At 60.1% G+C, this 13,313-nt stretch carries 15 protein-coding genes; 9 read left to right on the top strand and 6 right to left on the bottom strand.

Translation table 11 applies throughout. The annotated features are described in order from the left end of the window. The first annotated feature begins 178 nt into the window (after nt 1-178). Nucleotides 179-1,066 carry a threonine/homoserine exporter RhtA gene (gene rhtA, locus QLG10_RS16900; protein ID WP_110749407.1) on the top strand — a complete coding sequence of 296 codons (888 nt, stop codon included), beginning with the start codon at nt 179-181 and terminating at the stop codon, nt 1,064-1,066. A 169-nt stretch (nt 1,067-1,235) separates the two neighbouring features. Next, a complete protein-coding gene (locus QLG10_RS16895; RefSeq protein ID WP_110749409.1) occupies nt 1,236-1,517 on the top strand; it encodes a hypothetical protein in 282 nt (93 codons plus the stop codon). Between the two features lie 12 nt (nt 1,518-1,529). Here QLG10_RS16895 and QLG10_RS16890 read toward each other — a convergent pair whose 3' ends face one another. Next, the gene (locus QLG10_RS16890; RefSeq protein ID WP_110749410.1) at nt 1,530-2,090 is read right to left on the bottom strand and encodes a TetR/AcrR family transcriptional regulator; all 561 of its coding nucleotides are present in this window, start codon (nt 2,088-2,090) and stop codon (nt 1,530-1,532) included. A gap of 93 nt (nt 2,091-2,183) precedes the next feature. Here QLG10_RS16890 and QLG10_RS16885 point away from each other — a divergent pair, with 93 nt between their 5' ends. Together QLG10_RS16885 and QLG10_RS16880 are read left to right on the top strand one after the other, a co-directional pair. Then, nucleotides 2,184-2,912, top strand: coding sequence for an SDR family oxidoreductase (locus QLG10_RS16885; RefSeq protein WP_020795977.1), 729 nt, complete (start codon nt 2,184-2,186; stop codon nt 2,910-2,912). 39 nt (nt 2,913-2,951) lie between these two features. Beyond that, nucleotides 2,952-3,542 carry a 2-hydroxychromene-2-carboxylate isomerase gene (locus QLG10_RS16880; RefSeq protein ID WP_282487723.1) on the top strand — a complete coding sequence of 197 codons (591 nt, stop codon included), beginning with the start codon at nt 2,952-2,954 and terminating at the stop codon, nt 3,540-3,542. A gap of 64 nt (nt 3,543-3,606) precedes the next feature. On the opposite strand, the gene QLG10_RS16875 is transcribed toward QLG10_RS16880, so the two are convergent. The 4 genes from QLG10_RS16875 to QLG10_RS16860 all read right to left on the bottom strand — a co-directional run bounded on the left by QLG10_RS16875 (nt 3,607) and on the right by QLG10_RS16860 (nt 7,829). Next, nucleotides 3,607-5,415, bottom strand: coding sequence for an aminopeptidase P family protein (locus QLG10_RS16875; RefSeq protein WP_282487722.1), 1,809 nt, complete (start codon nt 5,413-5,415; stop codon nt 3,607-3,609). Nucleotides 5,416-5,479: 64 nt separating this feature from the next. Next, complete coding sequence (locus tag QLG10_RS16870) at nt 5,480-6,637, bottom strand: aminotransferase class V-fold PLP-dependent enzyme (protein WP_282487721.1); 1,158 nt, start codon at nt 6,635-6,637, stop codon at nt 5,480-5,482. Nucleotides 6,638-6,843: 206 nt separating this feature from the next. Then, a complete protein-coding gene (locus QLG10_RS16865) occupies nt 6,844-7,458 on the bottom strand; it encodes a LysE family translocator (RefSeq protein ID WP_282487720.1) in 615 nt (204 codons plus the stop codon). A gap of 101 nt (nt 7,459-7,559) precedes the next feature. After that, on the bottom strand, nt 7,560-7,829 hold the full coding sequence (locus QLG10_RS16860; protein ID WP_282487719.1) for a hypothetical protein: 270 nt from the start codon (nt 7,827-7,829) through the stop codon (nt 7,560-7,562). Between the two features lie 389 nt (nt 7,830-8,218). Here QLG10_RS16860 and msuE point away from each other — a divergent pair, with 389 nt between their 5' ends. The 4 genes from msuE to QLG10_RS16840 all read left to right on the top strand — a co-directional run bounded on the left by msuE (nt 8,219) and on the right by QLG10_RS16840 (nt 12,364). Then, nucleotides 8,219-8,782, top strand: coding sequence for an FMN reductase (gene msuE, locus QLG10_RS16855; RefSeq protein ID WP_282487718.1), 564 nt, complete (start codon nt 8,219-8,221; stop codon nt 8,780-8,782). 10 nt (nt 8,783-8,792) lie between these two features. Then, the gene (ssuD, locus tag QLG10_RS16850) at nt 8,793-9,932 is read left to right on the top strand and encodes an FMNH2-dependent alkanesulfonate monooxygenase (protein ID WP_282487717.1); all 1,140 of its coding nucleotides are present in this window, start codon (nt 8,793-8,795) and stop codon (nt 9,930-9,932) included. Between the two features lie 116 nt (nt 9,933-10,048). Continuing rightward, complete coding sequence (locus tag QLG10_RS16845) at nt 10,049-11,236, top strand: acyl-CoA dehydrogenase family protein (RefSeq protein WP_110749423.1); 1,188 nt, start codon at nt 10,049-10,051, stop codon at nt 11,234-11,236. Between the two features lie 24 nt (nt 11,237-11,260). Beyond that, the gene (locus tag QLG10_RS16840) at nt 11,261-12,364 is read left to right on the top strand and encodes a sigma-54 dependent transcriptional regulator (protein ID WP_282487716.1); all 1,104 of its coding nucleotides are present in this window, start codon (nt 11,261-11,263) and stop codon (nt 12,362-12,364) included. Here QLG10_RS16840 and QLG10_RS16835 read toward each other — a convergent pair. Next, on the bottom strand, nt 12,361-12,726 hold the full coding sequence (locus QLG10_RS16835) for an antibiotic biosynthesis monooxygenase (protein WP_282487715.1): 366 nt from the start codon (nt 12,724-12,726) through the stop codon (nt 12,361-12,363). The two genes, QLG10_RS16840 and QLG10_RS16835, sit on opposite strands and share 4 nt — an antisense overlap. 96 nt (nt 12,727-12,822) lie before the next feature. Between QLG10_RS16835 and soxR the strand changes: the two genes are divergently transcribed. Next, a complete protein-coding gene (gene soxR / locus QLG10_RS16830; protein ID WP_188265576.1) occupies nt 12,823-13,296 on the top strand; it encodes a redox-sensitive transcriptional activator SoxR in 474 nt (157 codons plus the stop codon). Nucleotides 13,297-13,313: the final 17 nt, after the last annotated feature.

Raw genomic sequence — 13,313 nt, 5'->3', positions numbered from 1 at the left:
GCGCCGGAAGTGGGGCGAATTATAGGCTTCCAGAATCTGCCGTCAAGCATTGATTTGGTTTTTCTATCGAGAACACAAAAACAGCGCTTATATATAGACGCGCCTGCACCGATTGCGCAGTATATTGCCCAATACCAAGTACAACACTCAAGTTCCATACCTCGGACGGTGCCTTCCAATGAACGATCAGCCGCGCAGCCTTGCCTCGACCCTGTTTTCGGTCGGCCTGCTAATAATAGCCATGGCATCGATTCAGTCCGGAGCCTCGCTGGCCAAAAGCATGTTCCCCATTATCGGCGCCCAGGGCACCACCACCTTGCGATTGACCTTTGCCAGCGTGATCATGGTGTTGCTGCTGCGCCCATGGCGAGCGAAGCTCACCGCAAAATCACTGCGCACCGTTATTGTCTACGGCATGGCCCTGGGCGGCATGAACTTCCTCTTCTACATGTCCCTGCGCTCTGTACCCCTGGGTATCGCGGTCGCGCTGGAGTTCACCGGGCCATTGGCCGTTGCCATCTATGCTTCGCGGCGCGCCATCGACTTTTTGTGGATTGCCCTGGCCGCTGTCGGCCTGCTGCTATTGATACCGACGGGGGCCACGGCACAAGGGATTGATCTACTGGGGGCCGGTTACGCGTTGGGTGCAGGTGTCTGCTGGGCGCTGTACATTCTTTTCGGGCAGAAGGCTGGTGCCGACAACGGTGTACAGACCGCCGCCCTGGGCGTAGTGATTGCCGCCCTGTTCGTCGCCCCCATCGGCATCGTTCATGCGGGTGCAGCGCTGTTGACCCCGTCATTGATTCCGATCGCCATCGGTGTTGCCATCCTGTCCACGGCCCTTCCCTATACGCTGGAGATGGTTGCTCTCACACGCATGCCGGCCAAGACTTTCGGCACGTTAATGAGCATCGAACCGGCGGTGGGTGCCTTGTCCGGTTTGCTGTTCCTGCATGAATTCCTGTCTTTGTCACAGTGGATGGCCATCCTGTGCATCATCCTGGCTTCCGTCGGTGCCACCATGACCATGGGCAGTGCCGCAAAGCCCGCCGTCGCAGCCGATTGACGACCGGTTTTACACAGACTCTGGTATTTACCGCTCAATTAGGCCATGTTTAGGCCCGCAACCCAGTGCCAGAAATGGACTTTTTCAGGACAGGGACCTCAAAACGCTTCATGCGCAAGCGAATACTGCCAGACCGGGCGATAGATCCGGGAACGCTACAAGGATAGCAATGAAACGAATTTTGATACTGATCGCCGTTCTTGCAGTTGCGGGCTGCGCGGCGACCGCCAAACCCCAGATCAAACACGGAAAGAAAGGGATTCATATCAACTGTTCGGGACTGTCGTCCTCGTGGGAACAGTGCTACACCAGCGCCGCCAACTCGTGCGCCCCCAAGAACTACAAGGTGATCGCCAAATCCGGCGATGCCGTGGAAGAGCCGGGTGATTATCCGTTCGGACTCAACCCCGCGGGCTATACCAGCCGCAGCATGATCGTCATCTGTAAATGATCTGAGCCGTTGTCAGGTCCTCGAGCCTGCCAACTGGCGACCGATCTCCTCATGGCTAGACTTCAGCACCCTGCGCTGCAGATCTGGCGTGATAAGCATTCGCGCCACCACCAGCGCACCGATGCATTGCGACAGAATCGCCCAAGCCAGGCTGTCGCTCTCCAGCACCCGCGCCCAACTTTCCTGAAGCTGGCAGATCCAGTGCTCAGCCTGCTGTCGAATCAGCGGATCGGAGCGGGCAATCTCGGCCCCCAACGCCGGTAATGCACAACCGGTTTCAGGGTGTTCGACGTGGGACATGCTCAGGTAAAGCTTGAGGCAACGCTCGAATTTGTCGCGCCCCTGATCAGCCCCCAGCCGCTCCAGGCTTTGACGCAACTCACGCTCGACTATGGAAGCGAACAACGCGTCCTTCGACGCGAAGTGGCTGTAGAACGCGCCACCACTCAAGCCGATGGCTTTCATCAAACCGTCGACCCCCACCGTGGAAAACCCGGATTGCTTAGCCGACAGCGCGCTGCTTTGCAGCAGTTTCTCTCGGGTTTCCAGCTTGTGACTGGCTGAATAACGCATGGCCCTTCCCTCAGGTTCCGTAATCTTGACGCCTGTCGAATCGTAGCATAACGTTCGTTTAGTTAACGATCGTTTACTAAAGGGGTCCAGGCAATGAATAATAAGAAGGTCGTGCTGGTTGTCGGTGCGGGAGATGCCACGGGTGGCGCCATTGCCAAGCGGTTTGCACAGGAGGGATTCGTTGCCTGCGTGACCCGTCGCAGCGCGGACAAACTCCAGCCACTGGTCGATGCCATCAGGGCTGGCGGCGGCGAAGCCCACGGTTTCGCCTGCGATGCCCGCAAAGAAGACGATGTGATTGCGTTGGTCGAGCAAATCGAAAGCGACATCGGCCCGATCGAAGCGTTCGTGTTTAACATCGGCGCCAACGTGCCTTGCAGCATTCTTGAAGAAACCGCCCGCAAGTATTTCAAGATCTGGGAAATGGCCTGTTTCTCAGGTTTTCTCAATGGCCGGGAAGTGGCCAAGCGCATGGCCAAGCGGCAACGGGGCACCATCCTGTTCACAGGAGCCACCGCCGGCTTGCGCGGCGCAGCAGGCTTTGCCGCGTTTGCCGGAGCCAAGCACGGGATTCGTGCGCTGGCACAAAGCATGGCTCGCGAACTGGGCCCGATGAATATTCATGTCGCCCACGTCGTGGTCGACGGCGCGATCGATACTGATTTTATCCGTGAGAGCTTCCCCGAGAAGTACGCCACCAAGGACCAGGATGGCATTCTCGACCCAGAGCACATCGCCGAGAACTATTGGTACCTGCACAGCCAGCCCCGCGACGCCTGGACCTTCGAGCTGGACCTGCGCCCCTGGAGCGAACGCTGGTGATCCGCCCCACCCTACGACAACAAGAAGAGTGCATCGACCATGAGCAAAACCGTGGAGTTTTATTTCGACCTGGGCAGCCCCGCCACCTACCTGGCCTATACCCAGCTACCGAAAATCTGTGAACAGACCGACAGCCAGCTGGTCTATGTGCCAATCCTGCTCGGCGGAGTGTTCAAAGCCACCGGCAACGCCTCCCCAGCCACCGTCCCTGCCAAGGGCCGCTACATGTTCATAGACCTGGATCGGTACGCTAAACGCTACGATGTGCCGTTGAAAATCAACCCGCACTTCCCGATCAACACACTGGTGCTCATGCGTGCCGTGACAGGTATGCAGTTGCGTCACCCTGGGCGCTTTGCCGCGTTCGTCGATTGCCTGTTCAAGGCACTGTGGATCGAAGGTCGCAACCTCAATGATCCGGCCACCGTCGGGGCAGTACTGAGCGAAAACGGTTTCGACCCGCAAGAGGTCCTGGCCCTGAGCGCCGACGAGGATGTCAAACGCGCCCTCAAGGACACCACCGAAAAAGCCGTGCAACGCGGCGTATTCGGTGCACCGAGCATGTTCGTCGGCGAGCAACTGTTCTTCGGCCAGGATCGACTGGACTTTGTCATCGAAGCCCTCCGTTAAGAACCCAGGGCCCAGTCGCCTATATGAGCCCGGGCGCTGGCGACAGCGCCCGGGCCAAAGTCGGTCAAACGGCCGCAGTACGCGTGTTCAACCACTCCAGCGCAGCACCGTCGAGCAATGGGCTCAAGCGTTCGCGCACTTCGGCGTGGTAGGCGTTGAACCACTGCTTTTCCTCTTCGCTCAGCAGCGAGGTTTCCAGGCAGCGCGTATCGATCGGGCACAGGGTCAGGGTTTCGAACTTGAGGAATTCACCGAATTCACTGCTGCCTGCCTCGCGGTTCATGGCCAGGTTCTCGATTCGCACACCCCAGCGTCCTGGACGGTAGGTGCCCGGTTCGATCGACGTGATCATGCCTGGCAGCATGGCCGTTTGCGGCGCTGGGGCGGCCTGGTAGGCAATCACCTGCGGACCTTCGTGGACGTTGAGGAAATAACCGACGCCGTGACCGGTGCCGTGACCATAGTCGACGCTTTCGGCCCAGATCGGCGCCCGGGCAATGGCGTCCAGCAGTGGCGACAGGATGCCCTTGGGGAATTGCGCCCGGGACAAGGCAATCACGCCCTTCAGCACGCGGGTGCAATCGCGTTTCTGTTCTGCCGTTGGTGTGCCGACCGCGACCATCCGCGTGATGTCGGTAGTACCGCCCAGGTACTGGCCGCCGGAATCGATCAGCAACAAGCCGTCACCTTCGATCACCGCGTGCTCTTCTTCGGTAGCGTGGTAGTGGGGCATGGCGCCGTTGGCGTTGAATGCGGCAATGGTGTTGAAGCTCAGCGAAACATAGCCCGGACGGCGTTCACGCGCCGCGGTCAGTTTTTCGTCGATGGTCAATTCGGTAATGCGCTCACGGCCCCAGGCCGATTCGAGCCAGGTGAAGAATTCGCACAGTGCTGCGCCGTCCTGCTCCATGGCCTGGCGGATGTGTTCGGCGTCTGCCAGGCTCTTCTGGGACTTGGCCAGGGTGGTCGGGTTCAGGCCTTCGATCAGCTTGACAGCGCTATCGAGGTTACCCAGCAGGCCCGCCGTTACCCGCGCCGGATCGACCAGCAGGCTTGCACCCGCCGGTATGGCGCGCAGGGCGTCGGCCACTTCGCTGTAATCGCGCAAGGTCACGCCGTCCTGTTCCAGGACCGCACCCAGCTGCGCATCGACTTTGCCCAGCGCGACGAACAGCGTTGCCTGCTGCTGGCTGATCAAGGCGAAAGAGACGAACACCGGATTGAACGACACATCGCCGCCACGCAGGTTGAACAGCCAGGCGATGTCATCCAGGGTGGCAATGAAATGCCAGTCGGCACCACGTGCCTGCAAAGTCTCGCGCAGCTTGGCGAGTTTTTCGCCGCGGCTGACGGTCGCTTGCGGCGGCAAGTGCTGATAGATCGGTTCGTTCGGCAGGCTCGGGCGGTCACTCCAGACTTGGCTCAACAGGTCGATGTCGGTGCGCAGGCGTGCGCCCCGCTCCTCGAGCTTGCTGCCCAACGTGCGTGCGGAAGCCACCGCCATCACCGCGCCATCGACTGCGACCACTCCGCCCGGTGGGGTTTGCTCGGCCAGCCAGTCCAACGGCCCGGGCTGCCCAGGTTGCAGTTTGACCAGCTCAATGCCACTGCCCTTGAGTTCCTTGCTCGCTTGTTCCCAATAGCGGCTGTCGGCCCAGACGCCGGCGAAATCCGCGGTAACGATCAGGGTGCCAACGGAACCGTGGAAACCCGACAGCCATTGGCGTCCTTGCCAGTAACCCGGCAGGTATTCGGACAGATGGGGATCGGCCGACGGCACCAGCAAGGCATGGATACCCTCCCGGCTCATCAGCTCGCGGGTTTGCGCCAGGCGCTGGGGCACTGACCCGGTGATCGTAAACTGCGTATTCATCGTGACTCCTGCTAACCACTTGTCATTATTGTTCAGTGCCGATCAGGGTCGGCGCCTGGTTGCGCTATTGCCAGAATGCCGGAGCACTGGCGCAGGCGCTTTTAATCAGCTGTACCGCTTGATCGATATCCTGCTCGGTGGTGAACCGCCCCAGGCTCAAGCGAATGGTGCGACTCGCCGTGCGAGCATCATGCCCCAAGGCCAGCAGCACATGGGATGGCGCATTACTGGCGGAATTACAGGCCGAGGTCGCGGAAAACGCCATCGAGGCGAGCAATGCCACCGAGTTGAACTCGCCTTCACTGAAGGTCAGGCTCAACGTATGCGGGATGCGCTGGGTGAGGCTGCCATTGAGCCGCACGCCCGGAATGTTCAGCAACTGCTCGAGCAGGCGTTCGCGCAGGCGCTCGATCAAGGCATTTTCTTCATCGAACGAGGCCGCTGCCAGGGCGAAGGCCGCGCCCATCGCGGCAATCTGGTGGGTCGCCAGGGTACCGGAACGCAAGCCGCCTTCGTGACCGCCGCCGTGGATCTGCGCCAGCAAGCGCTGGTGCGCACGCGGGCCGACATACAGCGCACCGATGCCTTTGGGACCATAGAGCTTGTGCGCCGAGAAGGACATGAGGTCCACCGGCCATTGCGCCAGGTCGATCGCAACCTTGCCCGCGCCTTGCGCCGCGTCGACATGAAACAATGCATTGCGCTCGCGCACCACCTGGCCGATGGCCGGGATATCGTTGACGGTGCCCAGTTCATTGTTGACCAGCATCAGCGACACCAGGAAGGTGTCCTCGCGCATGGCGTCGCTGACCGCTTGCGCGGTGATAAGGCCATCGGCATCCGGCACCAGGTACGTCACCGCCACGCCGCTGTCCTGCAACTGCCTGGCGGTATCGAGGATGGCCTTGTGCTCGATCTGGCTGGTAATGAGGTGGCCGCAGGCCGGGCCGCGCGCCTGGGCCACACCCTTGAGGGCAAGGTTGTTGGATTCGGTGGCCCCTGAGGTCCAGACGATCTGTTCTGGCGTGGCGCCAACCAGTTCGGCGACCTGGCGCCGCGCCTGCTCTACCGATTGCCGAGCCTGTTGGCCAAAGGCGTGGGAGCTGGAGGCCGGATTGCCAAAATTACCGTCAAAGCCCAGACACTCGACCATGATCTTGATGACTCGCTCATCCACCGGCGTGGTGGCGGCATAGTCGAAATACAGCGGACGTTTATTCATAAAAGACTCGAAGAGCGTGTTCCGGGATCAGGAAGCTCATGACTGCAAACGGCGAAACGCAGCCTTATGAGCTGCGTGCGGTTTTCAGAAGGTTACCAATACCTGATCGGATGCCGTTAAAGAAGAACAACTTCATTTAAAAGTGCGTCGGAACGCTCCTGATGATCCAGCTTAACAGGCATCGGGCGAGCGGTTGAAGCAATGCGTCAGCTGAAGCTATCGAGCAATATCGGATACAGCGACGCCACCAGCAGCGCGGCCATGCCCCAATTGAACAGGCGCAACCAGCGCCGGTCCTTGAGGACATTGCGCAGCAGCGTGCCGCAAGCGGCCCAGACACCGACGCTCGGCAGGTTGATCAGGGCGAACACCGCGGCAATCACAACCACGTTGGTGAAATAGCCCTGCATTGGTGTGTAAGTGCTGATGGCACCGATGGCCATGATCCAGGCCTTGGGATTGACCCACTGGAACGCGGCGGCGCCCAGGTAGCTGATCGGCTTGGCCTCGCCTCTGCAGCTGTCCGAGACAGGCCCGGAGTGCGCGATTTTCCACGCCAGGTAAAGCAAATACGCCGCACCGACGTAACGCAGCACGGTGTAGAGCAGCGGATACGCCTGGAATACCGCGCCCAACCCGAACCCCACTGCCACGACCAGCACGAAGAAGCCGCAGGTGATGCCCAACATATGGGGAATGGTTCGCTGAAACCCGAAGTTCACCCCGGACGCCAGCAATATGGTGTTGTTCGGACCCGGTGTGATCGAGGTGACGAGGGCAAACAGGGCAAAGCCCAGCAGCAGATCGAGCGAGAGTGTCATGGGTGGCAGTCCATCGGGGTCAGTCAGGTATTGACCCTATCGCGAACGCTCGGGGAAACCCATGGACAGTTAAGCGAAAGTTCCAGCAGTACAGTTTTGGCTCAGCTCTGGCGACCGTGCAGCTGTACAGCTCGTTCGGCGTTCATCTCACCCCGTTTGTCGAAACCAAAGGTTTTCCGTGGCTCGCCCAGCAGTTCGGCTTTTTTCGCGTGGTATTCGTCGAACGATAAGCCGCGACGATTCAGGGCTTCCAGCGCCAGCTCTCGGGTTTCTTCAGCAGTGTAAGGGCGCAATTCCGGGGAAACATGGCTGGCACATCCGGCAAGTACGGAGACCGCGAGCAGCAAGAAAGTGGCGATTAAAGGTTTCATTTTCGGCGTCCTGGCGTTGTGTTCGGGGCAATGAACACAGGCTACTCGCGCCTTTAGCCGAGCAAAAATCAACGCTCTCGATAGTCGCTATCGGATTTTTCTAATGCAACCCGTTTGCAGCCTTTTTATCTCTTAATGATCTATAAATATCGTTTTATTGTATTTTGAGGAATAACAGGCAAGCTTTATAACCATTGCATCCACTGTTGCCCGAACAACTGTTTACGAGGCAACAGTCATTCAACAAACAGCCCGTGAAAATCAACAGCGCGACCTGCCCGGAGCGCTGAAAGCCTGGTAATCCGGGGCTTCAAGGGATTGGTACAGCTCTTGCTCAACCCGGTGACTACCCACTGCTCGCAGAGCTTCTGTTTAAAAAGGAACTGATCATGTCGCGCCCCTTGAAAGTCGTTGCCCTCTCCGGTGGTACCTGGCGTCCTTCGCGCACCCTGGTGCTGACCCAAGCGCTGCTGGCGCAGCTGGCCGAGCAACTGCCGATCGACAGCAAGCTGATCGAGCTGGGTGACATTGCCCGGCCATTGGGCGCGGCGCTGTCGCGCCAGGAATTGGCAGCGGATATCGAAGCCGAACTGCAAGCGATCGAAAACGCTGACTTGCTGATCGTCGCCGCGCCGGTTTATCGCGGCTCCTATCCGGGTCTGCTCAAACACCTGTTCGACCTGATCGACCTCAATTCCCTGGTCAACACACCGGTCCTGCTGGCCGCCACCGGAGGCAGCGAACGTCACGCGCTGGTGCTTGATCATCAACTGCGGCCGCTGTTGAGCTTCTTCCAGGCCTTGACCTTGCCGATTGGCGTGTACGCCACCGAAGCCGATTTCTCCAATTACCAGATAACCAGTGAGCCCTTGAAGGCTCGCATTCGCCTTGCTGCAGAACGCGCGGCGCCGTTGTTCGGCGTGCACCCCCACAATCTGCTGAAAATCGCTTAAGGATTTGTTCATGGATGTTTTCTGGTTTCTGCCGACCCATGGCGACGGTCATTACCTGGGCACCACTCAAGGGGCACGCCCGGTAACGCTTAATTATCTAAAACAAGTGGCCCAGGCGGCGGACAGCCTCGGTTACCACGGTGTGTTGATCCCGACCGGGCGCTCCTGCGAAGACTCGTGGGTGATCGCTTCGGCGCTGGTGCCGCTGACCGAACGCTTGCGCTACCTGGTGGCGATCCGCCCGGGGATCATTTCGCCAACCGTTTCTGCGCGCATGGCCGCCACCCTGGATCGACTGTCCAATGGCCGGCTCCTGATCAATGTGGTGACGGGGGGCGACCCGGATGAGAACCGTGGCGACGGCAGTTTCCTCGATCACAGCGAACGCTACGAAGTTACCGATGAGTTCCTGAAGATCTGGCGCCGGGTGCTGCAAGGCGAATCTGTGGATTTCGAAGGTAAACACCTGCGGGTACAGAACGCCAAGGCGCTCTATCCGCCGGTACAGAAACCCTATCCGCCACTGTACTTCGGCGGTTCCTCCGATGCCGCCCATGACTTGGCAGCCGAACAGGTCGATGTCTACCTGACCTGGGGCGAGCCACCGGCGGCCGTGGCGCAGAAACTCGCCGATGTGCGTGAGCGGGCCGCGCGCAACGGGCGCACCGTGAAGTTCGGGATTCGATTGCATGTGATCGTGCGGGAAACCGCCGAAGACGCATGGAAAGCCGCTGACAAATTGATCGAACACATCAGCGACGAGACGATCGCCGCCGCACAGAAGTCGTTCTCGCGCTTCGACTCCGAAGGCCAACGGCGCATGGCTGCGCTGCATGACGGACGTCGCGACAACCTGGAGATTTCGCCCAACCTGTGGGCCGGTGTCGGGCTGGTGCGCGGCGGTGCCGGGACGGCACTGGTGGGCGATCCACGGCAGGTGGCCGCGCGGATCAAGGAGTATGCGGACCTGGGTATCGAGAGTTTCATCTTCTCCGGCTACCCGCACCTCGAGGAGGCCTATCGTTTTGCCGAACTGGTGTTCCCGCTGTTGCCCGAGCCGTACGCCAGCCTGGCCGGTCGCGGTATCACCAACCTTACCGGGCCGTTTGGCGAAATGATCGCCAATGATGTGTTGCCGGCCAAAGCCTGACGTCACCCGTCCTGTAAGAGCTGGCGCAGGCTGCGATCTTTTGATTTCAAAGATCAAGATCAAAAGATCGCAGCCTGCGGCAGCTCCTACAGGACCCACAAGAAAAGGATCCCCGCGTGACTGCCAAACCGCAAAGCGCCCTGATATCCCCGTTGCAGACCGCCCGCCAATTGGCCGCCGAGTTTGCCTTGACCGCCGTCGAGCGCGACGAGCGTGGTGGTACGCCCAAGACTGAACGCGATGCGCTGCGCCACAGCGGCCTGCTGGCGCTGAGCATTCCCAGACAGTTCGGCGGCCTGGGTGCGAGCTGGAGTGAAACCCTGGCCATCGTGCGCGAGTTCGCCAAGGTCGACAGCTCGATTGCCCATGTGTTCGGCTTCCATCACCTGATGCTCGCCACCGTGCGCCTGTTCGCCCGGCCCGAACAATGGCAGCCGTGGTTTGAACAAACCGCGCGCAAGAACTGGTTCTGGGGCAATGCCCTCAACCCCCTGGACACCCGCACCGTGGTGAAAAACCTCGGCGGCTGGCGTGAGTTTTCCGGCAAGAAAAGTTTTTGCTCCGGCGCCAGCGACTCAGAAATGCTGATCGCCTCGGCGGTGGATGAAAACGCCGGTGGCAAGCTGTTGATCGCCGCCATTCCCAGCGGTCGCAGCGGCATCAGCCTGCACAATGACTGGAACAACATCGGTCAGCGCCAGACTGACAGTGGCAGCGCGACCTTCGAACGGGTACGGGTCGAAGAGTCGGAACTGCTGCTCGATCCGGGCCCCTTGAGTACGCCGTTCGCCTGCCTGCGCCCGCTGATCGCCCAGCTGACCTTCACTCACCTGTTCCTCGGCATCGCCGAAGGCGCCTTCGAAGAAGCGCGGCAATACACGCTGACCGAAACCCGGCCGTGGCATAAATCCACCGCTCAGCAGGTGACCCAGGACCCTTATGTACTTGGTCACTACGGCGAATTCTGGGTGGCCCTCGAAGGTGTGCGGTTACTGGTGGAGCGTGCCGCCGACTTGCTCGACAAAGCCTGGGCCAAAGGCCCGAACCTCAGCGCCGAGGAACGCGGGCACCTTGCCACCGCCATCGCCACGGCCAAGGTCGCGGCAACGCGCAATGGCCTGGAGTTGTGCAGCCGCTTGTTCGAAGTGACCGGCGCGCGTTCGACCCATGCCTCGCTGCGCCTGGACCGTCATTGGCGCAACCTGCGCACGCAAACCCTGCACGACCCGGTGGATTACAAACTCCAGGAACTGGGTGACTGGGCGCTGAACCAGGCCCTGCCGATTCCGACTTTCTATTCATAGCTTGCCCATCAAGGAGCGTGCCCCATGCAACTGCTGACCTTACCGCCCTCGCCCGCTCTGGCCACGTCGATCCGCGCCACGGCGCAGGTCTTCGAAGACCCGAAATCCCAGGCCCTGCTGGCGCATTTGCAACAAGTCGCACCCAGTGATGCCAGCGTGCTGATCATTGGTGAAACCGGCACCGGCAAAGAGTTGGTGGCGCGTCATATCCACAATCTCAGCGCCCGGCGTAACCGGCCGTTCGTAGCGGTGAACTGCGGTGCGTTCTCTGAATCCCTGGTCGAAGCCGAATTGTTCGGTCATGAAAAAGGCGCCTTTACCGGTGCCCTGAGCGCCAAGGCCGGCTGGTTCGAGGAAGCCGACGGGGGCACCTTGTTTCTCGATGAAATTGGCGACTTGCCAATGGCTATCCAGGTCAAGTTGTTGCGCGTGTTGCAGGAGCGCGAAGTGGTGCGCCTGGGTTCGCGCAAGAGCATTCCCATCAATGTGCGCGTGCTCGCGGCCACCAACGTGCAACTGGAAAAAGCCATCAACGCCGGGCACTTTCGCGAAGACTTGTATTACCGGCTCGACGTCGTCAGCCTGGACCTGAGCCCGCTGCGCGATCGCCCGGGCGACATCCTGCCGCTGACGCGTCACTTCATCAATGCCTATAGTCAGCGCCTGGGTTACGGTGACATCACCATCAGCAAAGAGGCCGAACTGAAACTGCGCAGCTACAGTTGGCCGGGCAATATCCGCGAACTGGAAAACGTGATTCACCACACCCTGCTGATTTGCCGTAACGGCGTGATCGAACGCGATGACCTGCGCCTGTCGAACATGCGCATCGAGCGTCAGGACGACTATCACACACAGGTCGACGACTGCGCCGAAGCCCTGCTTGACCGGGCCTTCCAGAAACTCTTCGAACAACAGGCCGGCGCGCTGCATGAGAAAGTCGAAGATGCCTTGATGCGCGCCGCCTATCGTTTCAGCCACTACAACCAGGTGCACACCGCCGCACTGCTGGGGCTGAGCCGCAATGTGACCCGCACGCGCCTGATCAAGATGGGTGAACTGGCGGTGAACAAACGCCGGCCCGCAGAAAACGTTCAGGGCGAGCGCTTGGTGCAACTGTCGATCTAACCCACGAGCGTGCAGTGCAATCCGTGGTCGGGGCTGCGTTCCAGGCTGTGCACCACCTGGAACGAGCCGAAGGTCACGGTCTTCGCCTGATGAGCGCGAATCAGTTGCCAGAAATCCTGTTCCCCGCTTTCAAACGCCTGAAACGCCGCCTCCCCCGCCTCGCGGGTTTGCCATTGCAGGTAATTGAGCACCCGTCGCCCGTCTTCGCTGGCCTGGATGCTGGCACTCAGAAAGCCGCTGTGGTGCTGGACCAGACGCTCGGTCTGCCGTGACAGCGCTGACACCAGAGCCGATTGCTGCTGCGGGTCGATTTCGAATTCGATCAATTGGGTGAAGCTGCGATGTTTCGCTGGCGCGTGCATGAATAATCCCCCACTCAGGTGCAAGGCGAATCTTGCGATCCGAAGATGTGCAGGGTAAAACCTCCAGTTAAGTAAAGGTCAAGAGGCATTTTTCAAATGATCACCCTGGAAAACCTGCATAAGGAACTCAGCGTCGGCCAGCTGGCCGCCCGTAGCGGCGTCGCGGTCACGGCGCTGCACTTTTATGAATCCAAGGGATTGATCAGGAGCAATCGCAACCAGGGCAATCAACGGCGCTATCCAAGGGAAGTGTTGCGGCGGGTGGCGTTGATCAAGGTGGCCCAGCGACTGGGCATTCCGTTGGCGGAAATTGGCGAGGCACTCAAGGCCCTGCCGGATAACCGCGCACCGACGGCGGCGGATTGGAAGGATCTGTCGGCGCAGTGGGGTCGGGATCTGGATGAGCGGATCAATCAGTTGACGTTGTTGCGCGACAAACTCAATGGCTGCATTGGTTGTGGGTGTTTGTCGATGGAGGCCTGCCCGTTGCGTAATTATGGGGATGTGCTGGGGGAACAGGGACCAGGGGCGCAGCTGCTGGAATCGGGAATCGATCCAAGAATGAGTTGAGCCCTTCGCGAGCAAGC

The sequence above is a fragment of the Pseudomonas sp. V98_8 genome (assembly GCF_029967975.1).
GTDB classification, from domain to species: domain Bacteria; phylum Pseudomonadota; class Gammaproteobacteria; order Pseudomonadales; family Pseudomonadaceae; genus Aquipseudomonas; species Aquipseudomonas umsongensis.
Note: the sequence above shows the minus strand (reverse complement) of the source record. Positions and strands in the feature narration are given on the sequence as shown.